Below are 24,194 nucleotides of genomic sequence, written 5' to 3' on the forward strand. Positions count from 1 at the left end.
AAAATAATAAAAATATGTACTGAAAATATATAATAAAATTATATTAAGGAATGGATTTGTTTAAAAGAGCTTTTTTTCAAAAAAAAGGCCGACACTAGGCCGACCTCATTTACAAATGTTGTTATTACCTTATTTTTATAGTATATGCAATTCTTTCATACACGCTTTCATCGCTTGATAGGTTCTTTCAATATCATTGTCTAATCCAATTGAAATACGAATTAAACCGTCTGTTAGTCCCATGTCTTTTTGTTCATCCAAAGGAATCTCAGACGAGGTAGAAGTACCCGGCGCACTAAATAAGGTTTTATAAAAGCCTAAACTCACTGCGAGATATCCCAAATTATTGTTTTGCATAAGCTCCATCAGGGCATTGGCCTTGTCAAGAGTTCCCACATCGATGGTCAACATACCCCCAAAACCATATTGAGGATTAATCATGCCTTTATATCTTGAATGACTTGGATGACTTTCTAAGCCAGGATAAACCGTTTTAATACCGTCTAATTCCATCTTTTGAGCTAAATATTGAGCATTGTAGCTGTGTTGTTTGATTCGGATATGCAGGGTGCGCAAGTTTTTTAAAATACTGGAAGCACGCAAACTGTCCATGGTTGGTCCCAATAACATACAAGCACCATCATTTACACTTTTTAAGGCATTGATAAATTCACTAGACGCACAAATAACACCACCAACAGTATCGCTACTGCCGTTAATATATTTGGTTAGACTGTGTATTACCACATCAGCCCCCAATTGAATTGGGGCCACAGATAGAGGGGAAAAAGTATTATCGACAACCAATGTTAATTGGTGTTTTTTAGCCAATTGAGCTAATGCTTCAATATCTGCTACTTCCAATAAAGGATTACTAACCGTTTCACAATAAAGTACTTTAGTATTTGGTGTGATTGCCGCTTCAACGACCTCGATTTTAGTTATATCGACAAAAGTTGTTTTAATACCAAATCCAGGTAGGAAATTCTTCATAAAAGCATAGGTCCCACCATAGATTGTTCTACTAGAAACAATATGATCATTGCTTTTACAAAGTTGTAAAAGTGTTGATGTTATAGCTCCCATTCCAGAAGCGGTAACATTAGCTGCTTCAGACCCTTCCATCACTGCTAAGGCTTGTGCTAAATACAGATTACTCGGGGAGGAGTGACGCGAATATAGATAACAACCGTCTGTGTTACCCTCAAAGGTATCAAACATGGTTTTAGCAGATAGAAAAGTATAAGTAGAAGAATCGGATATAGACGGGTTTACACCTCCAAATTCTCCAAAATATTGTAAATCTTGAATATTGTCGGCGGCATCAAAATTTTTCATCAGTATAGTTTTAACGTTGAATTTCAAAATAAGGGAAATAATATTGAAATAGCAATAAGTTTGGTATAATTAAGTGTATTTAGTTTATATATCATAATATTTCTAAAATATATAGTTTAATATTCTGTTTTAATAGATTAATAGTAGTAAATTAAACTAGATAAAATCCTTTTCAGTCGATTTGCCGAACTAGCCATTTAAAAGCGAACAGTTTTGATTTTTAATCAACTATTAAATGCGTATCAATGGAATTAAAAGAGATTGCTAGCTTTTTTTATAGGGAGCTATTAAAAAAAACTTTTCTCTAATTTCTTCTCTAGTTGGTATAAAATCGTAAATTTGTTCTTTTAAATAATATACACAACATAAACATAATATTATGAGTTCATTTGACGTAGTTATAATTGGTTCAGGACCTGGTGGATATATCTCTGCCATTCGTTGTGCTCAATTAGGATTTAACACTGCTATTATTGAAAAATATTCAGCATTAGGAGGTACTTGTTTAAATGTAGGATGTATTCCTTCAAAAGCTTTATTGTCTTCATCACATCACGTAGAAGAAATGGCTCACTTTGCAGAACACGGAATTGAAATTCCAGCTGATGTAAAAATTAATATTGAGAAAATGATTGCTCGTAAGCAAGAAGTAGTCGATCAGACGGTTGCTGGAGTAAAGTACTTAATGGGTAAAAATAAAATTACCGTATTTGAAGGAGTTGGTTCTTTTGAAAGTGCAACGGTAATAAACATAACTAAAGCAGACGGAACAGTAGAGAAAATTGAGGCAAAGAATACGGTTATTGCAACGGGATCGAAGCCATCATCTTTACCTTTTATCACTTTAGATAAAGAGAGAATCATCACTTCTACTGAAGCTTTAAATTTAAAGGAAATTCCAAAACACTTGGTTGTTATTGGAGGAGGTGTTATTGGATTGGAATTAGGTCAAGTATATTTAAGACTAGGAGCTCAGGTTTCTGTTGTTGAATTTGCCGACCGTGTTATCCCGGGAATGGATGCTACTTTGTCGAAAGAATTGACTAAGGTATTGAAAAAACAAGGTATGAAGTTTTATACTTCACATAAAGTTCAATCGGTAAAACGCGCGGGAAGTGCGATTACTGTTGAAGCCGAAAATAAAAAAGGAGAAATCATTACTTTAGAAGGTGATTACGCTTTAGTAGCTGTTGGGCGTCGTCCGTATACTGACGGATTGAATGCAGAAAAGGCAGGTGTAAAATTAACGGATAGAGGTCAAGTTGAAGTTAATGATCACTTACAAACATCTGTTTCTCATATTTATGCTATTGGCGATGTCATTCGCGGCGCTATGTTAGCCCATAAAGCAGAGGAAGAAGGAGTTATGGTTGCTGAGATTATTGCTGGACAAAAACCACATATTGATTATAATTTAATTCCTGGAGTAGTTTATACTTGGCCAGAAGTTTCGGCAGTAGGTAAAACAGAAGAACAATTAAAAGAAGCTGGTGTAGCATATAAATTGGGAAGTTTTCCATTTAAAGCATTAGGTCGTGCTAGAGCTAGTGGAGATTTAGACGGTTTGGTAAAGGTTTTAGCCGATGCTACTACAGATGAAGTGCTTGGGGTTCATATTATTGGCGCTCGTGCGGCTGACTTGATAGCAGAAGCCGTTGTAGCTATGGAATTCCGTGCGTCTGCTGAAGATATCGCTAGATCATCTCACGCGCATCCAACCTTTGCAGAAGCCTTTAAAGAGGCAGCATTAGCAGCAACGGACAACAGAGCTTTAAATATATAATTATAAGTTGTAATCTTTTGTTATACTAAGTATCCCGATAAAACCATATCGGGATTCTTATTTTTAAGATAGGAAGAGTTTACGGTTTAGAATAAGCACAGTTTACGTCTAAGGAATTGCTTCTTTAAATTAAAAAAGAAACAAGTTTTATAATACGAAGTAAAATAAAACACCTGTGATTTGGGAAGTATATTAAAGGAATCTAAAGTTGTGATTTTTTTAAAAATTTTGATAAGAAATAAAAATAAGCTTTATTTGTAATTAATTAAGAATGTTATTTTGAACTTTCTTACTTAGGAGGGGTGAATAAAATGTATAATTGTTAAAATATTTTTTTGTAAATACAAATGAAAAAAAACTTGTTTTTGAGTTTAATTGGATTAGCTCTATTAGTTGGTGCCTGTTCTAAAAGTGATGATAATAAAGATGAAAATGAAGATTTGGTTTTCAATGCTCCTTATTATCCAATAAAAGATATACAAGATTTAAAATCTAAAACGACCTGGTATTACGAAGGTGCCAAGATTGGTTCTAAAAAATATGGAGCCATATCTAAGAGTAATTGCATTTCTAAAAATATGCTAACATTTGTTAAAACCTCAAATGGCGAAAGCGATTCTATGATTTATGATAGTTATGACGGAGCGGGTATCCTTGAAAAGGGATGTAAATTAGATTTTAGAAGAGCAATGAAGTCGGTAAAGTTGACTTCTGAAGGGAAGATATTTGTCGAAATTTATGATTTTGTATATGACAGTTCTAACAATGAACAGATAAAAGAAGAGATTTATAAAGGAAATTTAGAAGTAGGTTTTCAAAAAGACATGTTGCGTATCGAAGATAAATTTACTCATTATAACGGCAATGAGAAAGTCTATTTGTATTTTAAGTCAGCGTCTATTAAGTAAACTCAGCTTAATGTCAATTAAATAAAAAAACTATTACAAGTCATTTCTGGTAATAGTTTTTTTTATTGAGAAAATATAGTGACAATATCATAAAAAAATATTTTCGGCACGTAAATTGGAACCATAATTAATATAACTCAATAGCATTTATTATGAAAATAACACACGATTCCCAAAATAAGCAGCTTGAAATTCAAGACGACATGAAATCCTTACTTGGAGCTCAACGCATCGTGGTGTCGATTGTATTAATAACAGCTGTAGCCAAAATGTTCTTAATCGATTGGAATACTATCGATCTATACGATTATGTATTTATTCTTATTCTAGGGATATTTACTTATTTGTTTATCAAAAATTTTTTCTTTAAAACGAGTGCAGCAATTATTAAAATCGAAGATATAAGCTATCTTAAAAAAGCTAAGGGAATACGTTCTAAGGCGTATCTCAAATTGAAAAATGGAAAAATCCGCGAGTTTTCAAATATCCGCTCTCGCGATGAACAAATCGATATTCCGTCCAAGATGAGGAAGGCGGGTATAATGATTAAAGTATAATGGAAATTAGTAAAAAAACATATTGCCAATTTGTCAATGCTCTAGAGCCGGAGACCTTAAATCCAAATAAAAATTATCACGACAACGAATATGGGTTTCCTATTGGTGATGATAATGAACTCTTTGCCCGATTGATTTTAGAGATAAATCAAGCCGGATTAAGTTGGTCTTTGATTTTGCGTAAAAAGGAACATTTTTACGAAGCCTATGACGCGTTTGAACTCAATAAAGTAGCGGCCTATAAGCAGAAGGACATCGATAGATTGTTGCAGAATTCCAATATAATTAGAAACAAGCTCAAGATTCATGCAGCGATTTACAATGCTAAACAGATTGTGAAAATTCAAGATGAAATGGGTTCATTTAAAAATTGGCTAGATTTTCATCATCCTAAGGATAAGGATAATTGGGTGTCTTTATTTAAGAAACACTTTAAGTTTGTAGGAGGTGAAATAGTCAATGAATTTTTAATGAGTAGTGGTTATTTACCAGGAGCTCATGAACCCGATTGTCCAATTTATTCTAAAGTATTAGATGCCCAACCCGCGTGGAATTTATAGTTAGAGAATGGTATTAATAGTCCATTACAGATTAATATTTGTTTATTAAAAAGCTTACGAATATGAAAAAACACCAATTTAATCTTCGCACTGTGAATGTTACTCGATACATTACACCGTTGAGAGAAGGTGGCTCACTTCCAGCCTTGGCAGATGCTGATGATGGATTTAAGTATGTTTTAAAATTTAAAGGAGCAGGACATGGTGTAAAGGCACTAATTGCCGAACTGTTAGGCGGTGAAATTGCTAGATATTTGCAACTGGATGTACCTGAAATTGTTTTTGCTCATTTGGATGAAGCTTTTGGAAGAACCGAAGCAGATGAAGAAATTCAAGATTTATTGCAATTTAGTCAGGGATTAAATCTCGCCTTACATTTTCTGTCAGGGTCTTTGACTTATGATCCCGCTACTACAGAAGTAGAGGAGTTACTCGCATCGAAGATTGTCTGGTTGGATGCTTTTATCACTAATGTTGACAGAACTTTTAGAAATACCAACCTGTTGTTTTGGCATAGGGAATTGTGGTTAATAGATCACGGTGCTGCTTTTTATTTTCATCACGCATTTACCAATTGGGAAAAAAGCGCAATAACCCCTTTTGCTTTAATTAAGGACCATGTATTGTTACCCAAAGCATCTCAGTTAGATTTGGTTGACAAACAATTTAAGGAAATATTGAACCCAACAGTTCTTAAATCTATTGTTGACTTAATTCCAGAAGAATGGTTAGAGTGGGAGGGTTCAGAATGGAATCCAGAGCAAATTAGAGGCATTTATTTGTCTTTTTTAACAACGAGACTGGCGCATTCAGAACTATTTATTAATGAAGCTAAAAAAGCACGACATGCACTTGTATGAGTATTCCATCATTCGATTTTTACCTCAGGTAGAACGCGAAGAGTTTTTTAATATAGGTGTGATTGTTTTCTGTAAGCAATCCAAGTTTATAAACGCTAAATTTTATGTCGATAAAGCCAAGTTTGACCTATTTAAAACAGAAATCGAATTTCGTGATTTGATAGATTACATTCAAGCTTTTGAAAATATAGCCTTAGGCAAAGCGCAAAGCGGTCCTATAGCAAAAATGGAGGTCTCAGAACGTTTTAGGTGGCTAACTGCCGTGCGCAGTTCTTGCATACAAACTTCCAGGCCGCATCCGGGACGTACTTTGGATTTGGACGCATTGACTACCCAATTATTTCATGAAAATATACTTTAAAAAAAGGGAGCCTTGGCTCCCTTTTTTATTCTATTTTCTTTTCGACATAATCCGAATTCATAATTCGAAGTATCCCCATATAATTCATCTTAAAAGGGATCAAATCCCCAACTTTTACTTTATGCTGATTTTGATCCAAATCGATTACAATCATATCCGAACTGGCACCAACAATTTTCATATTGGAATCCGCAGGTGTAATATGGTCAATTTCAATATCTAGTAAACCCAAATCGATGATGGCTCTATAGTTGATACTTCCTTCCAAGGAGGAATCGAATTCCGTTTTATCTCCCAAGAGATTTAATCCCATTTCTCCTGATGGTATCATCGGTTTTTCATGCAATTCAATCACTTCGGCATAGAGTTTAAAAACGTCGTAATGCATATTGTCAATTAACGTATTATCATATACGTTAGTCCCCAAATACAAGCTTTCACCAACCCTAAAATGATTGATGGATACCGGAAGACTACCATTTAATATTAAGGGAATCGTAACGGAAGCACCGCCTGACAAAAACTTGATCTCTCGATCAAACTTAATCTCTAAAATTTGTTTGTACAACGACAATTGTATTAGTTTATCGGCATTGGGCAGTACACCATACATACAGGTTAAGTTAGTCCCGATTCCAATAATTTCAATATGAGGAAGTTCAAATACTTGTTCGTAAAAAGAGATCAGACTATCTCCCAAAATTCCTTCGCGCAGTTCGCCCAACTCAACCATAATAACTACTTTGTGAAGTACATTTTGTTTTACAGCTGCTTTGGACAACAGTTTGATGGTTTCCAATTCGGTATTAAAACTGATATTGGCATACTTAACTATTTTGTCTATACTTCGCTTTGGTGGCGGTTTGATATAAATGGTTTCTACATTGGGGTTAATTTTCTTAACCATCTGTAAGTTGGATGCTCTAGAATCACAAATTTGTTTGGGATTGAGCTCAAGTAATTTTTCTAAATACAGTTCATTGCCACAGAGCAGTTTGGCGACTATAGCCCATTCAATGTTTTTACTCTGGAAAACACTATCTAATGTCCGAAAATTATCTTTTAGTTTTTGTGTGTTTAAGGTAATAAATGCCATGATTATTTTTTTAAACGCATTTCTAAATATTTGTTTTCAAATCCCAATCTTTCATAGAGTTTTTTAGCAGGATTATTGGCTTCGACATGCAAAGCTATGGAACCGTTAGTTTGTTGGATCACTTCTTCTATAAGTGCTTTTCCAATTCCCTGTCCTCGAAGTTCAGCATCAGTAGCAATATAAACCAAAATATGTTCGGGAATAAAACCTTCCATTTGGGTGTTTAGGATTACGACGATACCGGCAATTTCTGTTGTTTTTTTTTGCGCAATGAGTATAAATCCACCGGGCTTACCTTCTTTTGCTAAAGCGTAATTCAAAGCTTTATCTATATCTACTTTTTCATCGCCGTATTGCTCTAAATGCTGATATAAAAAAGCACTATAAGTGTTAAATTCATTTTTAGACGGTAAATGTTCGGGTGATTTTTTGTTGATTTGAATCATGTAATCTTTTTTTTGCTGCTAGTAAAGGCTGATACAGCGAAGAAGTTCTTTGTAAAAAAGGTAGGTAAGGATTTTAGCGGTAGCTAATAACAAAGAAAATATCAGAAGCTGTTCAATTACTAAAGCAGCGGGTTTAAATAAAATATATACAAATATATCGTTTTTATATTTAAAATCAATATAAAAATCATTTTTTTGCACAAATGGTTAAAAAAAAACCAGAAACGAAGTTCTGGTTTTTTAATTTATCACTTTATTTCTGCACTTTTTTCATCGAACAAATCTGCTATAGACCAATAGCGTTCTCCCGTATCATAATTAAAGGTAAGCACGCGAGATCCCTTAGGTAAATCAACTAAAACTTGAGCAATAGCAGCTAAAGAAGCACCGGTTGAAATTCCCGCTAAAATTCCCTCTTCTCTTGCGATGCGTTGCGTATAAGTAAAGGCTTCTTCTTTGGTTATTTTTATAATGGAGTCCAAAAGGCTTGTTTTTAAGATTTGAGGAATAAATCCAGCACCAATTCCCTGTAATGGATGCGGACCAGCTTGACCACCACTTAATACCGGTGATTGTTCCGGTTCAACGGCAAATATTTTAATTGCGGGAAATTTTTCTTTTAAAACTTCAGCCACACCGGTGATATGACCACCAGTTCCAACACCAGTAATTAAATAATCCAAACCATCAGGAAAAGCGTTAAGGATTTCCTGTGCTGTTGTTTTGTGGTGTATTTCCGGATTGGCCGGATTATTAAACTGTTGGGGAACCCAAGAGTTTTTTGTGTTTTTAGCCAATTCAAGAGCGGCATTAACCGATCCTGATGTACCTAATTCTTTAGGAGTTAAAACAAATTTAGCACCGTAAGCCGACATCAACTTTCTTCTTTCCATACTCATCGATTCAGGCATTACCAAAATCAATTTATAACCTTTTACAGCACAAACCATCGCCAGTCCCACACCTGTGTTTCCGGAGGTTGGTTCGATAATCGTAGTGTCTTTGTTAATCAAACCTTTGGCCTCTGCATCTTCAATCATCGCCAGGGCTATACGATCTTTTAAACTTCCACCAGGATTGCTTTTCTCTAATTTGATCCAAACGTCAATATCACTTGGAAACAATTTATTGATTTTAACATGTGGCGTATTGCCAATGGTCTCTAAAATGGTATTTACTTTCATGATATATTATATTATAAAGTTAATGGGTTCGGGGAGTATTTCTTTATCCTTGGTATAACTCTTGCTTTTGTTATAAATAATCGAATTGGGGTCAACACTCTTGGTTAACCAGACATTTCCACCAATAATACTATTATGCCCAATTGTCGTTTCCCCGCCTAATATGGTGGCTCCAGAATAGATCACAACATGGTCTTCAATGATGGGATGACGCCTCAAATTCGCCTTGTCTTTTGACACGGAGATAGCTCCTAAAGTTACCCCTTGATAAATTTTGACATGATTTCCAATTCGCGTAGTTTCACCAATCACAATCCCCGTACCGTGATCGATAAAAAAGGAATTACCAATCACCGCAGCTGGGTGAATGTCAATACCCGTTTTATTATGAGCAAATTCCGTCCATATTCGAGGAATAAGTTTTACTTGTTGCAACTGCAATTGATGGGCAAAACGATAAATGGATATGGCATAAAATCCGGGATAGGAAATTAAAATTTCTTGTAAACAAGTTGCCGCAGGATCATTGTCGAGTATCGCATTAGCATCGTTTAACAATTTAAAATAAATATTGGGAAGCGCTTCAAAAAAGGAATCTACTATTTTTTGCACTTCGATGGCATCATTAAATGAGTGATACAATATGGTTGTAAATTCGCTTTTCAAACTGTTTAATCGAATCTCTATAGCTTCTTCAGATAAATACTTTTTATCTTCCAACTGAAACAAAAAACGAAACAATATATCGGTAAAACTTTCAATGCGCAACTTGTCCAAAAAACTAGCTGAACTTCGATTACTTTCCAATAAAGTTTGAATAAAAGGGTTTCTCATTATATAGCAAAAGTTTAAAATGATTTATTTTAGATTCTTGACCAATACTTGACGACCTATAATCAGGATTAAGATTTGGTTTATCAAAAAATCTAGTTGTTTACCAGTTAGCTGGCGTATATATGGTAAATATAGTTTCTTTAAGAATACCAACTGATGGATTGCTCTTATTTAGTATTTTTTTAATAGTTCCATTTAAGCTATAAAAAATCGGGAAATATGGAGGTATTTAAAGATTTTTTGCCGAAATATATAATTAGTCATTAAATGTACAAAATGCATGTAAAAAGTGATTTTAACATTTTTTATCTCAAAAGGACCTACTTTGTTAAAAATGCTAGTGACTATTTGCTTTGATCAAAAACTACAGTAAATTTGCTAAACAAGTTTATGAAAGGCAATCAAAATTGTTTGGTATATGCGGATAAATAGGTTTTTTTATTTTTGAATTTTTCTTGAGTTGGCTACTTATAGGAAAGATTTGGTTTTGTTGTTTTGTTGACCTGTTTAAAAGTTACATCTTATTTTGATCTGTAAAAATAGGGATTTGTCAGTCACCTCTTGTCCATATGGAGGTAGGTAAACCTTATTTTTTAATACGTAGATTTGCTATGAAAAAGAAAACCTGTAAAAGAAATTTTACAGGTTTTTTTTGTTTCAAATAACCACAACTACACTTATGATGTTTATAACAGATAATAAGGTGTTTTATGATTATTTGTGGTTTTTTATGCATCTACAAAATCAATTAAGTCTTAAAAACCATATTAGATATACTATTTTAACAAATATTCAGTACTAAATGCGATTATTTAGAAAATCCAAGTATTTAAAAATGTAATAAATAGCTCTTTTTTTGAGTTATTTTTCATCAATTGATTTAAAATCATTGCAAAGCGATAATTATAAATCAATAGTATCTTAAACTATTTATTTCCGGATAGATACATCTCAAAAAAACATTTTTTTAACAAATAATAGCGCTATTTTTTATATATTTGTTTTATTTAACTGTATTTACATTAAAATTAATCTCATTATGTGGTTAAATAACTCCAATTGAATTATTTTTTTGTAATTAAGTAAGAACCACATTATAAATAATCAATCATTTAAAATGAAAGTTATTCTACCACATTACCGAGTGGAATTCAATTGGACTGAAGTACTTGCTGAAGCCATGGGAGGCGTTGTCGAAAATCATTTTATAAAGGGGGATAATGAAACTTATAGAGGTACCCATTATATTTTACCGATTGAGAGAGATATTACAGCCATGCTGGAAGACACTATTTATAAAGAAGATGTTTTAGTGCGATATACGAGTGAAGATGCTAGTTTTGTAGGACTATATTTTTATGATTTTGAAGGAAACGATGTCGATTTAGTAGTTGATAATCAAGAAAGAAGCTTGCTCGGAAGATTAAATTATAATTTTTCTATAGTGGACAGTGATTTAGAACTGGATTACATCATTAATAAAGACACTAAAATATTTAGTATTTGTATTTTTATTAAAAAAGCTGCTTTAAAAACGTATTTTAAAAACATACCAAACTTAGCACCGCTTGTAGATAAGATTTTCAATCAAAATAAAAACACTATAATCCGTTTGGATAGGATGAGTACTAATAGTGCTTTATTAATTCAAAAATTCAAACAAATTACATACGATAATCTATTTTATGAGTTTCACTTTAAAGCATTGGTTTACGACTTGTTAACTGAATATTTAAAGCAAACCACTACAGAGAAAATAGTGATTGGTAAAGCATTAAATGAGGATTTTAAAAATATTTTAAAATCTAAGGTATATTTATTAAGTGTCCTTGAAGGCGATTTTCCAGGTGTTGATTTTTTAGCAGAGAAAGTATCTATGTCTTCCTCCAAATACAAAAAGTTATTTGCTAAAATAACCGGTTCTAGCCCTGGTATTTTTTTTCAAAGCAATAAGTTATACAAATCCAAAGAATTATTAGCTACCGGTCAATATACGATCGGAGAAGTAGCCGCTAAATTGAATTATTCCAGTATATCCTATATGGCCAAGCGCTTTAAAGAAACGTATGGAATTTACCCAAAACAATATCAAAATTTACTTTAACACCAAAATAAGTTTAGCTATTGAAAAATTTTAGTCATACTTTTTCATTTTCGCCAGATTGGCGCAAAAAATTCATCGATGAATTGAGTGGATTTATAGAATCTGACGATCGAATTATGGCTTTTAAATCGCCTATAGCCGAAGGAGAAACCTTTTTTATGGAAATCATACCCGGTTTTGCCGTTTTACTTATAGATGCTGTAATTAATATCCCATTACGTTTAGTTCGCATACCTTCTGATGAAGACTTTTGGATTATTTATTACGATCTGAGTGAGGATATAAACAGGCATACCGTCTTTAAAACCCACTACGAGATTGGTGACAGCTCTAAGTTTGGATTGGGGGTTATCGATAGTCGAATAGAGAGTTCCTATAATATCGAAACGGGTAATCACATGTATTCTCTGCGCCTCTTTATAGATAAAAAACTAATGCAAACCTATCTCAACAAATCCAATTTAAAGGAAGAATTTAAAGATGTTTTCGATCGAAAAAAAAAGAAAATTTTGTTTTATAAACACATCGACAGCAGGAGTAAAGTGGCCCTTTTTAAATTAAAACAACAGCGAATCAATAATTTCTTTTTCGAGTTTGATATTAAAAGTACTGCATACCAATTATTGGGGTATTTTCTCGAACGAACGAATCTAGAAATCACCTCGAAAACGTTTTATGAAAAAGATGCTGAAGCCCTTGAAAAAAGCCAGGATTATTTAATATCCCAACTCTATTTATCTTTTCCTGGTATAGAAAAATTGGCGGCAATTGCTCATATGTCTGCTTCGAAGTTTAATAAAGCATATAAAGACCGGTACGGAACCAGTCCAGCTTCTTTTTTTAAACAGGAAAAATTAAAAGTAGCTACGGAATTACTGCTCAGTGGTAAATTTAGATATATCAGCGAAGTGGTTTTTGAAATGGGGTATAACAAAACGACTTATTTTACCTTACTTTATAAAAATAATTTCGGGATACTACCCAGTGAAATTTTTGTAAAACGCGAAGACTAGTTTTATTATTTACCCCTAGATCACTGCTTAAAAAACAAAATAGTTTTTAATAGGCACAGCTATTTCCTTTTTGGCATAAATTTTTAGAATTTTCATAGTGTAATTTAGAAAATCTGTTAGGAATAATTTAAAAAAACAAGCTTATATCCAATTTATAATCAATAGAACCTTCTTTTTTCGCTCATATTATTTAATTTGTATTGAAAATTTAATATTATCAATACAAATTTTTTTTTTAAATAAAAAATTAACAAAACACTTGCTTTTACATAATCTCTATTTATATTTGTTAGTATAACATTTAAATAAAAAGCATGAAAAAAGGTACAGTAAAATTTTTTAATGAAGCAAAAGGTTTTGGATTTATTAAAGAAGACGGATCATCACAAGATATTTTTGTACACAGTACAGGTTTACTAGAAAGTATCCGTGAGGACGACGAAGTAGTTTTTGAAGTAGAAGAAGGTAAAAAAGGATTAACAGCAGTTCAAGTTAGACGCGCATAATTATTTTTTGAATTTTTCATTAGTCCTTACCAACTTAAGTTGGTAAGCATTTAAAAAAACAAATAACCACTAGCAACTTAAATGTGCTAGTGGTTTTTTTTTTAACAAGCTGCCAACAGCTCCGGTCTATATAAAACCCATAAGGGTAAAACGATTTTACAAGCCCGTAGCGGTGAAATGATGATGTTCGAGCTACAAACCCCTTAGTCTTTCGGAAACGCTTCTAAGGAAAGGAAATGCCATTAAAAACAAGAGGCTGCCTCTTGGACAACCTCTTATATAATACTCTTTTGAAGATAATTACTAAAAATCGAATACGGGATTCTCAATTATCGGCACATACACACCGCCGTATGCAAAAGGAGATTTAGTAACTTTTAATATAGTCACATTTGGATGCAACATTATATATCCATCACGGCAAAGTCTATCTACTACTTGTTGTAATAATGTATAGTAAATATGTCCTCCTGAGGGAGTTTCCTGACAAATTTTAACGAGATACTCTACATAATTAGGATTTCGACTATTGGTAATTTGTTTACCATTGGCATCGCATTTGTACAATTTGTATTCTCTACAAGAAATATACGATGGCGGGTCTGCAGGACCAACTACTTGAGCGAATGAGGCAAAAGAACCTAGTAAAATTGCCACTAATAAAAGTTTTTTCATAATTTAAAATTTTGGTTAACGTTAAAAATAGTAAATATTATATGAAATTCAATCAAATATTATTATTTTTTATTGAGTATAATTCAAAATTAACCACTAATCATATCAAAGAACTAATTGGTATTGAACAATTGTAGTCTTATCTTTATATTACACTACTTACTTTAATTTCTTTAAGTTGGCGTATAAATCTTAAAATCTATTATATTTAGGGTTGTAGTGGCCCAATGTATTTAAACATAAATTTTTAAAAAATTCTAATGCAAAAAATAATCTGGTTCTTTTTCCTAACGTGGAGTTTAAGTGCTTTTTCACAGACTGAAGAACAGCGCGAAATGGATTCTTTGAGGCTTGCCTTTATTGAAAATTATCGTGAACTTTTCTCGCTCCATCCTATACATCACGTCGGCTGGGTAACCGATTATGAACAATTGTATTCCAAAAGTGAAAAAGCTATGCTAAATAGTTTAATTGATCAATACGAAAAAGAAACAACCGTAGAAATAGTAATTGTAACAATTGATTCTACAAGAGTTTCTGCTGATCGATTTGAAGAATTATCACTCACTATTGCCAATCATTGGGGAGTGGGAAAATTTGGAAAGGATAATGGGGTTTTAATTGCTATATCTAAGGATTACAGAAAAATTAGAATACAAAACGGAAACGGAATTGAAAAAATCCTCACCAACGAAGAAACTTCTGAAATAATCAATAGCGTTTTTATTCCCGCATTCAGAAATGGCAATTACTTTGAAGGAACGATGCAAGGAGTAAAAGAATTGATCAAATTTTTAAATAAAAATGGAGCAAAAGATACCTTTAGTTACTCATCGGTTTAAGAGTTTCTCCAGTTTTTTGGAATAGTTTTCATTGTAAAATCACAGTATTTTGAAAATGATTAAAGTTATTTTGACTGTATCTATAAAAATTATGAGGTCCACAAGCGCCTTACTTATCTAGTTACTTTTAAAATAGAGTATCCTACTGACAGTACACATAATATTGAAATGATAGGCCTTACTACTAATAGTTTATTTTTATACAAATTAAATGTGGAGAGAAAAAAAAAATTAAGTTTTTAGGCAATAAAAAACCGCTAGAACCCTTTTAAGGATTTGCGGTTTTTTATTTGTGGAGTCGCCGAGAATCGAACTCGGGTCCAAACAAGCAATCAAAAAGCTTTCTACATGTTTAGTTCCTTCTTAGTTTTTCGTCAACAAGCTTGGCTAGGAACGGCCACCTGTCGCTTATTCTCTTAGTTGTCAGAAACCCGTCGAGACTAAAGGTTCCCTAGGTTTATTTTTACGGTTCTCCTAATTAAAACGCCACAAACCAAGGCTTTTTTGGAGAATCTAGCTTTCTCACCTGGTGAGAACTAGGCAAATCTTACTATAATTCAGATTAAGCAGCTAAAGCGTAATTATTTTCGCCGTTTGAAAAGTTTGAAAAATGATATTTACGAGCTGTTTTTCAGCGCTCGACATGCTTACAATCTAATTCCACTTGCTGTCAAAGCCAATCGACCCCAAGTATCAGTTGTTATACAGAATTTTATATAACAACGAACGGCAAATATAAATTAAAAAAACGAAAGCCCGGCTGTTTTTGCAATCATTTCCAACTTAAATATACTAAAAAAATCTTCATTTTCATAAGGATTACAGTCAGAAGCTTGAAATAGATCGGGTTAAAATGCGGCCTTCACTAAATTATATTTAATTCTTTTGCCGTGAAAAAATGAATTTGTCATTTTGTTTTGCAAAAGAATTAATTAAGCTTAATTTTGAAAAATTGTACAATTAACAGCCTTAGAATTTATTTATGAAATTTGGACTTATAAAAGAGAGAAAGAGCCCACCAGATAGACGAGTTGTATTTAGTCCTTCTGAGTTGGTTGAAGTGGTAAAGCGTTTTCCAGAAGTAGAATTTGTCGTTGAGACTTCGGACATCCGTGTATTTTCAGATCAAGAATATAGGGATTTGGGGTTTGAAGTAAGTGACGATTTATCCGATTGTGATGTACTCTTAGGCGTAAAGGAAGTTCCCATTGATGCACTTATTCCAAACAAAACCTATTTTTTCTTTTCGCATACTATAAAAAAACAAAGTTACAATAGGGCTTTATTACAAGCTTGTTTAGATAAAAACATTCGATTAATTGATCATGAAACCCTTGTTGATGAAAATGACAAACGTTTGATCGGTTTTGGCCGCTATGCCGGTATAGTTGGAGCTTATAACGCTTTTAGAGCTTTTGGAATTAAATTTGAATTGTTCAACTTAGTCAAAGCAGAGGTATTACTACACACCGAGGATTTGATCAGTCGCCTTAATCGTCCGTATTTACCCCCTGTAAAAGTTGTTTTAACCGGACATGGTAAAGTGGGAATGGGCGCAAAGGAAATCTTAGATGGAATGAAAATGAAACCCGTTTCTATAGATGATTTTTTAAACAAGACATTTGATGTTCCTGTTTATACTCAAATTGACGTCATGGACTATTACAAAAGGATTGACGGTACTGAAGCTTCAAAAGCCGATTTCTATAAAAACCCAGAATTGTATGATTCCAATTTTGAGCGTTTTACTCGCGAAGCAGATATCTTTATAGCAGGGCATTTTTACAAAACTGGAAGCCCTAAAATTCTAACCAAAGAGATGTTAAATGGAGCGCATAATCAAATTAAAGTGGTTGCTGATATTTCTTGTGACGTAGCAGGTCCTATCGATTCAACTTTAAGAGCCTCTACCATTGCAGATCCAATCTATGGTTATTACCCAAGAGAAAATAAAGAGGTTAGTATTGAGCATCCAGCAGCAGTGGTGGTAATGGCAGTGGATAATCTACCATGTGAATTACCTAAGGATGCTAGTGAGGGATTTGGAGAAACTTTTATTGATCAAGTTATGCCCGCTTTCTTTAACAATGATAAAGATGGCGTTTTTCAAAGAGCTTGTGTAACAGCAAACGGTAAACTGACCGAACGATTTAAATATTTAGAAGATTTTCTAGCGGAGTAATTCTACATTCTATAAACGGAAATCACGTGGATTAGTTTGACCACCAAAGAGTGGGGCTAAGAAATACAGGCCAATCGGATTACTATTTCTTTAAAAAAAATGGCTGTTTCAGTATTGAGACAGCCATTTTTTATTTAAGCAGCCAAAGCTGTTTTTTTAATGTTCTTTTTATAAGCTAATTTCTTGGCCACTTTTAAAATCTGTTCAGACAAGCTGGTTAACCAAATTAATTGTTCAATAACCAATTGGGATTCCTCCATCTTAATTTTGATATCCTCATCATCGTCTATAGCTAGTTTTAATTCCTTTTCACGTATATCCTTTAAGTAAGAGAAACTAATTTCAAACTCTTTTTGTTCGTCGGATGTCCAAATTTTGCGCTCCTTCTGCGAGTCTTGTAGCACTTCAATAGTGCTGTTTAGATTTTTGACAATCGTATCCATAACCACATTAAAAGCTTTAGAAGCTTCTGTTGTCTTATGCGATTGTATATAAGTTCCTATAGAAGCAGCAGAAGAAAGTAGGGTATGGTTTAAAACGGCTAATTCATACAATTCCGAACGGTATTTTTGTTTGGACTTTGGCTCTTGAATCATACGCTGAAACGACGACATTAAATTTCCAATTTCAATAAAAGCATACTTTCTAGTCAAGCGATACGGCAAGGTAACTTCCCCTTTCTCGTTGTAAAAAATGGAGATTTCTTTTAAGTAATCGCGATTGGCTTTAATAGATTTGGTCAAGTGGATATTGATGTTTAAAAACTCCCATGAAGGCCATAACAAATAATTTGCACCAAATGCCAGCAGCGCACCTATAAAGGTATCAATAACTCTATAGGTGAGTAAATCCATAAAATTCGGTGTTAAGATACCGTAAATTAATACTACATAAATGGTGATAAAAGTGACACCAACCTTATAATCCGTATGTGAGAACCAATATCCAATAATCATAGTAAATATGGTTAAAACCGCTAAAACGGGCGTATTGTCGATAAAGGCTAATAAGGCAAAGGCCACTAAACCACCTGCTACAGTACCGATTACCCGTTCAAAGGAGCGTTGCTTTGTGAGCCCGAATCCCGGACGCATAATCACGACTATGGTCAATAGAATCCAATAAGCATTTAATAGATTAAAGACTTGTCCAATCATAAATCCGACAAAAATAGTCAATGTCAATCTCAAGGCATGACGAAAAATGGTTGAGGAAAAGTTCATGTTTTCCTTAAGTGTATCCCAACGGTAATGTTGGGGAGTCAAAAATTTCTCTAGATCTTTATGTTTCCCCTTTAAGTCATTTTCGGTCACTGTATTGGTTAATACGCGTTCTAGAACCTTGATTTTTTCAATCTGTTTGTTGGCATAATGAATAACGTTTGAAAACATAATCACCGCTTCGGAGGTCGAATCCGATTGATTGGTCTTCTGAAATTGATAGAGTTTATCACTAATTTTTTTTAAGTCGTCACTTAATGAAGTTACTGCTGTATATTTTTTACCAACATTAAGAGAAAGGGAAATATTCGAAATGGTTGTAGCAAATTGAATAGCCAAATTTTTATAATCTTCGATGATATCGATATGGTTTTCAAAAAGCTGGTATAATCTCTTGTGATCGAAAGCCGTTGATAAGGCAATTTCCTGGATATCGACTAAAGCTGTAAAAGCCACTAACATTTTACGATTGTAAGAGGAGTTGCCGGTATTGGCTTTGTTCCGTACTAAATACTCTCGAAGATTTTCATGAACCTCGTTTAGTTTAACTTGTATACTGAGCTGTTCCTCTATAATTTTATCCCGGTTTGCACCTTTTGTCCACAGTTCGGCACGTAATTTTAAGTAATCAGAGGTCAAGTCCATGCATTCGGAGGTTTGCAAGGCAGCATAACGTCTCGGACGAATCAAATTAAACAGTAGTGTAACAACCAAATACAACATACCACCGAGCAATAACATCGAACAATGGATTAATAAATCTTTACCTTGATACGGATGCACAAAAGCCAAACTAACAGCTAAGAGTCCTGTAAAAGACAACATATTTGCACGGTGCCCATAAACGGAAATCATACATAGTGCGAATATAATCGATAAAAAAACAGGATAAAACAAAACGGTTCCCACAACCGTACACAATACCAAGGTGAGGGTAGGTATCAATAAGGCACCTACGAGTAAGCCTACTACTTTGTGTTTAAGATTACTAGGTATATCCACTGGCGCTGTCAATAAGGCCCCCATAGCAATCGTAAAGGCTAGGGTAAATTCCTTATACGGCATCAAAACTAAAAAGGGAATAATCGAAGAAATAGTAATTTTTAAAGAATCGGTAAGGTGTGAATTATCTGTGAATTTTCGTGCTTTTTTAAACATAACTATTCCGTAGGTAGTTTTAAAATTATTTTAAAGGGTAAAGATTGTCTAGGCAATATAGTGCAAAATAAATACCAAAATTTGTATATTGTAATAATTATTTCTGTTTTTTTGATTAATTTTGTGTTTGCTTAGTATTTTAAGCGTGAATAAAAATTAAAGAAAACAATTATGATATTACCAATTGTGGGTTATGGAGATCCTGTATTGAGAAAAATAGGTGAAAACATTAGCCCAGATTATCCACAATTAGCTGAACTAGTTGAGAATATGTTTGAAACCATGCATCGTGCAAACGGTGTAGGATTGGCTGCGCCTCAAATAGGTTTGGCAATTCGATTATTTGTAGTAGATTGCGCTCCGTTCGCTGATAATGATGACGTATCGGAAACAGAAGCTTTATTTTTATCTACGTACAAAAAAGCCTTTATCAATGCAAAAATTATTGCAGAAGAGGGAGAAGAGTGGGCTTTTAACGAAGGTTGCTTAAGTATTCCAGATGTTAATGAAGATGTATATAGAAAGGAATTGGTTACTATAGAATATTACGATGAACATTTTAATAAACAGGTAGAACAAATCGGAGGATTAGCTGCACGTGTTATTCAACATGAGTACGATCATATCGAAGGAATCTTATTTACGGATAAAATTTCCAGTTTAAAGAAAAGATTAAATTCTCGCCGTTTACAAAATATATTTGAAGGAAAGATAGTTCCCAATTATAAAATGAAGTTTGCGTCTAAAAAAAGCAGATAGAGTTTGCATATTAATTACAAATTAAGATATTTGTGACTTTAAAATTAAAATAATTTCAAAAAATGAGTTTAGATAGAATATTAGCCATTTCAGGAAAACCAGGATTGTATGAATTAAAAGTACAAACGCGTACAGGTTTTGTTGCGGAGTCTCTAGTGGACGGAAAAAGAAGTACTATTGGATTAAAACACAATGTAAGTTTACTCTCTGAAATATCAATGTATACCTATGATGATGAAGTAAAATTATTTGTTGTATTTAAATCTATTGCACAGAAAGAAAATTTTAAAGCGGCCGTTTCTCATAAAGAAGATCAAGCTATTTTAACTAGCTACTTTAGAGAAATCCTTCCTCAATACGACGAAGAACGCGTTTACATTTCAGATATCAAAAAAGTTTTAAACTGGTATAACATACTTCAAAATAGAGGAGTGATTACCGAAGAGGCTTTTGGTGCTTTAGCGACGGTCGAAACACCGGTTGCGGAAAGCGTTGAGAAATAAAATTTTTAAATCCCGTTTTAACGGGATTTTTTGTATCATAAAACGGCTAAAATATGAATAATAGAGCAGTGCAGTTAAAAGCTATTGAACGGCTTTTAAACATTATGGACGACTTACGTGAAAAGTGTCCGTGGGATCAAAAGCAAAGCATGGAAACTTTGCGTCATCTGACCATAGAAGAAGTATATGAATTGGGTGATGCTATTTTGGATAACGACTTAGAGGAAGTAAAAAAGGAACTCGGAGATGTTTTATTACACTTGGTATTCTATGCAAAAATAGGAAGTGAAACCAATGCTTTTGACATTGCTGACGTCGCAAACAGTATTTGTGAAAAATTGATTTCTAGACACCCACATATCTATGGAGATGTAAAGCTTACTAGTTCTGAAGAGGTTAAGCAAAACTGGGAAAAACTAAAATTGGAAGAGGGTAATAAATCCGTCTTAGGTGGCGTACCAAAAAGTTTACCTGCTCTTGTTAAAGCAAGTCGAATTCAAGAAAAAGTTCAAGGTGTTGGTTTTGATTGGGAACACAGAGCCGATGTTTGGAATAAAGTAAAAGAAGAGTTAGATGAATTCGAGCAAGAAGTCAACCTACAGCAAACCGAACGGATGGAAGAGGAATTTGGAGATGTTTTATTTTCACTTATCAATTATGCGCGCTTTCTAAAAATCAATCCAGAAACAGCGCTCGAACGAACCAATAAAAAATTTATAAGCCGTTTTCAATATATAGAACAAAAAGCAGTTGATTTGGGAAAATCCATTACAGCTATGAATTTAGAAGAAATGGATCTGTATTGGAATGAAGCTAAAAATTTTAATAAAACTAAAAAATAGTGAGTTAGATTTTTTTTAACTCTATTGGGTTTTATATATAGGCCATATTTAAAAATATATAATTTATATACAAAATTTTTATGCTTATTTAACCGAAATACAGTGAATAATTATCACATATTTAAAAAAGACAAAAATTTTTTTTAAAAAAAAAGTCCTATTTTTAAACCCTAGTTTAAAATTATACGATGAAAATAAAATTACAATATGCCTTTTTTGTTTTTACTTCATTTGCATTGACCAACCAACTCCATGCTCAAAATGTAAAAGTAAGAGAGAATATCATTAAGAATTCTCAAATTGAAAATTTAGAGAAATTGGCAATTGCCAGTGGAATTCATTCCGAAAAAGCTTATAATAATGCCGTTGAAGTAGCTAAATCTAAAGGACTTCCAATTAATGGCTATAATAAAGAGGGTGATTTTTTTGAAGTAAAAGAAGTCAATGCCGACGGGAATATCGTTTATTATAGCACAAAAAATGCTGGATCTAGAAAGACCGCTCGCGTTGACAATATAAAAACCGATTTAAATTTAGATTTAACGGGTAAGGAAATGATTGTTGGAGTATGGGATGGCGGTATTGCTTTGCGAACTCATGTTGATTTAAACGGTAGGGTAATCGTTAAGGATCGTTCTACTCGAGTAGAATCACACGGTACTCACGTTACGGGTACCATTGCATCCTCTGGCAGAAACGCGCAGTCAAAAGGTATGGCTCCTGAAGCAACCATTTGGTCTAACGATTGGCGAAGTGATATTCGGGAAATGACGCAACAAGCCGCAGAAGGTTTATTGGTTTCTAATCACTCTTATGGAGTGGATACGAGTCCTGAAAATTGGAATGGTCGTGTAGCTGATTTTGGTTCTTACGACTATACTAGTTATAGTTTTGATATCCTGACTGCAAATGCGCCATTTTATCAACCTGTTGTTGCTGCTGGTAACGATCGTGATAGTTTCAATAGATTAAACCCAACTAAAAGAGGGAATGATTTGTTATTAGGAGCCACATTATCTAAAAATGCCATTGTAGTTGCAGCAGTAGGGCAAGTCAATAATTACACTTCAGCAAATCAAGTGGTGATGTCGTCTTTTAGTAATTTCGGACCTACAGATGATTTTAGAATAAAACCGGATATCTCAGCCAAAGGTGTTCAAGTACTATCAACCGACTCTGAATCCGATACAGACTATAGTGTAGCAAGTGGTACTTCGATGGCCGCACCTGCTATAGCTGGAGTATTGATTTTATGGCAACAATACGCTATCCAAAAAAACAATGTAGCTTATAGATCGGCTACCCTTCGTGCCTTAATGGCGCAAACTGCTGACGAGGCAGGTACAGACCCGGGACCTGACCACAAATTTGGATGGGGACTAATCAACGCTGCCCGCGGTATTGAAGTCATTAGATCCAGCAAATCTACTGAAGCATTTATAGGAGAACAAACCTTAAATCAAGGTGCAAGCTTTGAAAAGGAATTTGTAGTTACTAGTTCTGGAAGCGCATTTGCCGCTACTATAGCATGGACTGACAGTCCTAGAGCAGATAATAATTATGCTGCTTACTTAGATGATCCATCTCCAGCTCTAAACAATGATTTAGATTTGAGAATTTACAAAGATAACGAGGTATTTATGCCTTGGAAACTCAATAAAAACTTTAATGATTTACGCGCTATAAAAGGCGATAATGATGTGGATAATATTGAGAAAATCGAAATTCCAAATGCTCAAGCAGGTACCTATAGAATTGTAGTAAGTCACAAGGGAAATTTATCTAGTGGAAAGCAAGATTTTTCTATGGTTATCAGTCCTGTGACAGGAACTTTATCTATAGAAACAAATACTGTACTTGAAAATGATTTAAAAATTTGGCCTAATCCGGCAAGAGATTTTATAAATATTGAAGGTACAAATGAACACTTAGTAAACGCTAACGTTTCGTTGTTTGACATTACGGGAAAACAATTATTAAACATCAATAATACGGATGCTACATCCTCAACACTACAAATTCCATTACAGAATTTGTCAACAGGTGTATATATTTTGAAGTTTAAGAATGCTAAGGGACTCCTTACCAAAAAGATATTGATTAAATAAACGTTCTGTCACACCATATTATAAGGGTTGGGAAATTTTCTCAACCCTTTTTTGTTTAAAATGCTACCTCAGTTCTTTTATATACGCCAATGCGTTTAACAGTTAGACACTGCTAAAAAAGACAAAGACGGTTTGATTATGTCGTATACTGAAAAATTCAAGATATCCACTACAGTTGCATGTTGTTTCTTCTTTTGGCTATCGAAGTTCCGAGCTGATTTGACGAATTACAAAAGCATTGTCTCTAAATCTTTATAAATATAGATTCCTTCGCTTTCAATCCTTATTTATGTGTACATTTTATTAAGTAATAGGATCATGATATACCAATATAGATAAGTTTCTCAATACTGCT

General features: G+C 33.6%; 22 protein-coding genes and 1 other RNA gene. 15 read left to right on the forward strand and 8 right to left on the reverse strand.

Annotation, left to right across the window (positions count from 1 at the left end; genetic code table 11):
• Positions 1-135 precede the first annotated feature (135 nt).
• On the reverse strand, positions 136-1,338 hold the full coding sequence (locus tag KO524_RS05710; protein ID WP_219291552.1) for an aminotransferase class I/II-fold pyridoxal phosphate-dependent enzyme: 1,203 nt from the start codon (positions 1,336-1,338) through the stop codon (positions 136-138).
• Between the two features lie 379 nt (positions 1,339-1,717).
• Between KO524_RS05710 and lpdA the strand changes: the two genes are divergently transcribed.
• From lpdA to KO524_RS05740, 6 genes are all read left to right on the forward strand, one after another.
• The gene (gene lpdA / locus KO524_RS05715) at positions 1,718-3,121 is read left to right on the forward strand and encodes a dihydrolipoyl dehydrogenase (RefSeq protein ID WP_219291555.1); all 1,404 of its coding nucleotides are present in this window, start codon (positions 1,718-1,720) and stop codon (positions 3,119-3,121) included.
• A gap of 347 nt (positions 3,122-3,468) precedes the next feature.
• Positions 3,469-4,029 (forward strand): hypothetical protein, encoded by a 561-nt coding sequence (locus tag KO524_RS05720; RefSeq protein WP_219291557.1) that lies wholly within the window; start codon positions 3,469-3,471, stop codon positions 4,027-4,029.
• Positions 4,030-4,181: 152 nt separating this feature from the next.
• Positions 4,182-4,586 carry a hypothetical protein gene (locus KO524_RS05725; RefSeq protein WP_219291562.1) on the forward strand — a complete coding sequence of 135 codons (405 nt, stop codon included), beginning with the start codon at positions 4,182-4,184 and terminating at the stop codon, positions 4,584-4,586.
• Positions 4,586-5,146 (forward strand): DNA-3-methyladenine glycosylase I, encoded by a 561-nt coding sequence (locus KO524_RS05730; RefSeq protein ID WP_219291565.1) that lies wholly within the window; start codon positions 4,586-4,588, stop codon positions 5,144-5,146. The genes KO524_RS05725 and KO524_RS05730 overlap by 1 nt, the downstream gene beginning before the upstream one ends.
• Positions 5,147-5,208: 62 nt before the next feature.
• On the forward strand, positions 5,209-6,006 hold the full coding sequence (locus KO524_RS05735; RefSeq protein ID WP_219291568.1) for a HipA family kinase: 798 nt from the start codon (positions 5,209-5,211) through the stop codon (positions 6,004-6,006).
• Positions 5,972-6,367: a DUF3037 domain-containing protein gene (locus KO524_RS05740; RefSeq protein ID WP_255555157.1), complete on the forward strand. Its 396-nt coding sequence runs from the start codon at positions 5,972-5,974 to the stop codon at positions 6,365-6,367. Before KO524_RS05735 ends, KO524_RS05740 begins: the two co-directional genes overlap by 35 nt.
• Positions 6,368-6,392: 25 nt before the next feature.
• Here the strand turns inward: KO524_RS05740 and KO524_RS05745 are convergent, their stop codons facing one another.
• The 4 genes from KO524_RS05745 to epsC all read right to left on the reverse strand — a co-directional run bounded on the left by KO524_RS05745 (position 6,393) and on the right by epsC (position 9,927).
• The gene (locus tag KO524_RS05745) at positions 6,393-7,463 is read right to left on the reverse strand and encodes an alanine racemase (protein ID WP_219291570.1); all 1,071 of its coding nucleotides are present in this window, start codon (positions 7,461-7,463) and stop codon (positions 6,393-6,395) included.
• 2 nt (positions 7,464-7,465) lie between these two features.
• Positions 7,466-7,909, reverse strand: a complete 444-nt coding sequence (locus tag KO524_RS05750) for a GNAT family N-acetyltransferase (protein WP_219291572.1) — start codon at positions 7,907-7,909, stop codon at positions 7,466-7,468.
• Between the two features lie 248 nt (positions 7,910-8,157).
• Entirely contained in the window at positions 8,158-9,093 is a 936-nt protein-coding gene (gene cysK, locus KO524_RS05755) for a cysteine synthase A (protein ID WP_219291574.1), read from the reverse strand.
• A 6-nt stretch (positions 9,094-9,099) separates the two neighbouring features.
• Complete coding sequence (epsC, locus tag KO524_RS05760; protein WP_219291576.1) at positions 9,100-9,927, reverse strand: serine O-acetyltransferase EpsC; 828 nt, start codon at positions 9,925-9,927, stop codon at positions 9,100-9,102.
• Positions 9,928-11,044: 1,117 nt separating this feature from the next.
• On the opposite strand from epsC, the gene KO524_RS05765 reads away from it, so the two are divergent.
• From KO524_RS05765 to KO524_RS05775, 3 genes are all read left to right on the forward strand, one after another.
• Positions 11,045-12,031 (forward strand): helix-turn-helix transcriptional regulator, encoded by a 987-nt coding sequence (locus tag KO524_RS05765; protein WP_219291578.1) that lies wholly within the window; start codon positions 11,045-11,047, stop codon positions 12,029-12,031.
• A gap of 20 nt (positions 12,032-12,051) precedes the next feature.
• Complete coding sequence (locus KO524_RS05770) at positions 12,052-13,044, forward strand: helix-turn-helix domain-containing protein (RefSeq protein ID WP_219291583.1); 993 nt, start codon at positions 12,052-12,054, stop codon at positions 13,042-13,044.
• Positions 13,045-13,358: 314 nt separating this feature from the next.
• Positions 13,359-13,550 (forward strand): cold-shock protein, encoded by a 192-nt coding sequence (locus KO524_RS05775; protein WP_219291584.1) that lies wholly within the window; start codon positions 13,359-13,361, stop codon positions 13,548-13,550.
• Positions 13,551-13,853: 303 nt separating this feature from the next.
• Here the strand turns inward: KO524_RS05775 and KO524_RS05780 are convergent, their stop codons facing one another.
• Positions 13,854-14,225, reverse strand: a complete 372-nt coding sequence (locus KO524_RS05780; RefSeq protein ID WP_219291585.1) for a hypothetical protein — start codon at positions 14,223-14,225, stop codon at positions 13,854-13,856.
• Positions 14,226-14,485: 260 nt separating this feature from the next.
• Here KO524_RS05780 and KO524_RS05785 point away from each other — a divergent pair, with 260 nt between their 5' ends.
• The gene (locus tag KO524_RS05785; RefSeq protein ID WP_219291587.1) at positions 14,486-15,067 is read left to right on the forward strand and encodes a YgcG family protein; all 582 of its coding nucleotides are present in this window, start codon (positions 14,486-14,488) and stop codon (positions 15,065-15,067) included.
• A gap of 290 nt (positions 15,068-15,357) precedes the next feature.
• On the opposite strand, the gene ssrA is transcribed toward KO524_RS05785, so the two are convergent.
• Positions 15,358-15,755: a transfer-messenger RNA gene (ssrA, locus tag KO524_RS05790) on the reverse strand.
• A 294-nt stretch (positions 15,756-16,049) separates the two neighbouring features.
• Here ssrA and KO524_RS05795 point away from each other — a divergent pair.
• Complete coding sequence (locus KO524_RS05795) at positions 16,050-17,249, forward strand: NAD(P)-dependent oxidoreductase (protein ID WP_219291589.1); 1,200 nt, start codon at positions 16,050-16,052, stop codon at positions 17,247-17,249.
• 134 nt (positions 17,250-17,383) lie between these two features.
• On the opposite strand, the gene KO524_RS05800 is transcribed toward KO524_RS05795, so the two are convergent.
• Positions 17,384-19,627, reverse strand: coding sequence for an FUSC family membrane protein (locus KO524_RS05800; RefSeq protein WP_219291592.1), 2,244 nt, complete (start codon positions 19,625-19,627; stop codon positions 17,384-17,386).
• Positions 19,628-19,798: 171 nt separating this feature from the next.
• Here KO524_RS05800 and def point away from each other — a divergent pair, with 171 nt between their 5' ends.
• The 4 genes from def (at position 19,799) to KO524_RS05820 (ending at position 23,839) form a co-directional block, all read left to right on the forward strand.
• Entirely contained in the window at positions 19,799-20,386 is a 588-nt protein-coding gene (def, locus tag KO524_RS05805) for a peptide deformylase (protein ID WP_219291595.1), read from the forward strand.
• Positions 20,387-20,448: 62 nt separating this feature from the next.
• The gene (locus KO524_RS05810; RefSeq protein ID WP_219291598.1) at positions 20,449-20,889 is read left to right on the forward strand and encodes a DUF5606 domain-containing protein; all 441 of its coding nucleotides are present in this window, start codon (positions 20,449-20,451) and stop codon (positions 20,887-20,889) included.
• A gap of 53 nt (positions 20,890-20,942) precedes the next feature.
• The gene (gene mazG, locus KO524_RS05815; RefSeq protein WP_219291603.1) at positions 20,943-21,731 is read left to right on the forward strand and encodes a nucleoside triphosphate pyrophosphohydrolase; all 789 of its coding nucleotides are present in this window, start codon (positions 20,943-20,945) and stop codon (positions 21,729-21,731) included.
• Positions 21,732-21,919: 188 nt separating this feature from the next.
• Positions 21,920-23,839 (forward strand): S8 family serine peptidase, encoded by a 1,920-nt coding sequence (locus KO524_RS05820; RefSeq protein WP_219291606.1) that lies wholly within the window; start codon positions 21,920-21,922, stop codon positions 23,837-23,839.
• Positions 23,840-24,194 lie beyond the last annotated feature (355 nt).

It is taken from the genome of Flavobacterium sp. NKUCC04_CG, from assembly GCF_019345525.1.
GTDB lineage: Bacteria > Bacteroidota > Bacteroidia > Flavobacteriales > Flavobacteriaceae > Flavobacterium.

What these genes read in the sequence shown, in the direction of transcription:
- KO524_RS05710 (WP_219291552.1), bottom strand. Translation starts at nt 1,338, where the DNA reads ATGAAAAATTTTGATGCCGCCGACAATATTCAAGATTTACAATATTTT.
- lpdA (WP_219291555.1), top strand. Translation starts at nt 1,718, where the DNA reads ATGAGTTCATTTGACGTAGTTATAATTGGTTCAGGACCTGGTGGATAT.
- KO524_RS05720 (WP_219291557.1), top strand. Translation starts at nt 3,469, where the DNA reads ATGAAAAAAAACTTGTTTTTGAGTTTAATTGGATTAGCTCTATTAGTT.
- KO524_RS05725 (WP_219291562.1), top strand. Translation starts at nt 4,182, where the DNA reads ATGAAAATAACACACGATTCCCAAAATAAGCAGCTTGAAATTCAAGAC.
- KO524_RS05730 (WP_219291565.1), top strand. Translation starts at nt 4,586, where the DNA reads ATGGAAATTAGTAAAAAAACATATTGCCAATTTGTCAATGCTCTAGAG.
- KO524_RS05735 (WP_219291568.1), top strand. Translation starts at nt 5,209, where the DNA reads ATGAAAAAACACCAATTTAATCTTCGCACTGTGAATGTTACTCGATAC.
- KO524_RS05740 (WP_255555157.1), top strand. Translation starts at nt 5,972, where the DNA reads ATGAAGCTAAAAAAGCACGACATGCACTTGTATGAGTATTCCATCATT.
- KO524_RS05745 (WP_219291570.1), bottom strand. Translation starts at nt 7,463, where the DNA reads ATGGCATTTATTACCTTAAACACACAAAAACTAAAAGATAATTTTCGG.
- KO524_RS05750 (WP_219291572.1), bottom strand. Translation starts at nt 7,909, where the DNA reads ATGATTCAAATCAACAAAAAATCACCCGAACATTTACCGTCTAAAAAT.
- cysK (WP_219291574.1), bottom strand. Translation starts at nt 9,093, where the DNA reads ATGAAAGTAAATACCATTTTAGAGACCATTGGCAATACGCCACATGTT.
- epsC (WP_219291576.1), bottom strand. Translation starts at nt 9,927, where the DNA reads ATGAGAAACCCTTTTATTCAAACTTTATTGGAAAGTAATCGAAGTTCA.
- KO524_RS05765 (WP_219291578.1), top strand. Translation starts at nt 11,045, where the DNA reads ATGAAAGTTATTCTACCACATTACCGAGTGGAATTCAATTGGACTGAA.
- KO524_RS05775 (WP_219291584.1), top strand. Translation starts at nt 13,359, where the DNA reads ATGAAAAAAGGTACAGTAAAATTTTTTAATGAAGCAAAAGGTTTTGGA.
- KO524_RS05780 (WP_219291585.1), bottom strand. Translation starts at nt 14,225, where the DNA reads ATGAAAAAACTTTTATTAGTGGCAATTTTACTAGGTTCTTTTGCCTCA.
- KO524_RS05785 (WP_219291587.1), top strand. Translation starts at nt 14,486, where the DNA reads ATGCAAAAAATAATCTGGTTCTTTTTCCTAACGTGGAGTTTAAGTGCT.
- KO524_RS05795 (WP_219291589.1), top strand. Translation starts at nt 16,050, where the DNA reads ATGAAATTTGGACTTATAAAAGAGAGAAAGAGCCCACCAGATAGACGA.
- KO524_RS05800 (WP_219291592.1), bottom strand. Translation starts at nt 19,627, where the DNA reads ATGTTTAAAAAAGCACGAAAATTCACAGATAATTCACACCTTACCGAT.
- def (WP_219291595.1), top strand. Translation starts at nt 19,799, where the DNA reads ATGATATTACCAATTGTGGGTTATGGAGATCCTGTATTGAGAAAAATA.
- KO524_RS05810 (WP_219291598.1), top strand. Translation starts at nt 20,449, where the DNA reads ATGAGTTTAGATAGAATATTAGCCATTTCAGGAAAACCAGGATTGTAT.
- mazG (WP_219291603.1), top strand. Translation starts at nt 20,943, where the DNA reads ATGAATAATAGAGCAGTGCAGTTAAAAGCTATTGAACGGCTTTTAAAC.
- KO524_RS05820 (WP_219291606.1), top strand. Translation starts at nt 21,920, where the DNA reads ATGAAAATAAAATTACAATATGCCTTTTTTGTTTTTACTTCATTTGCA.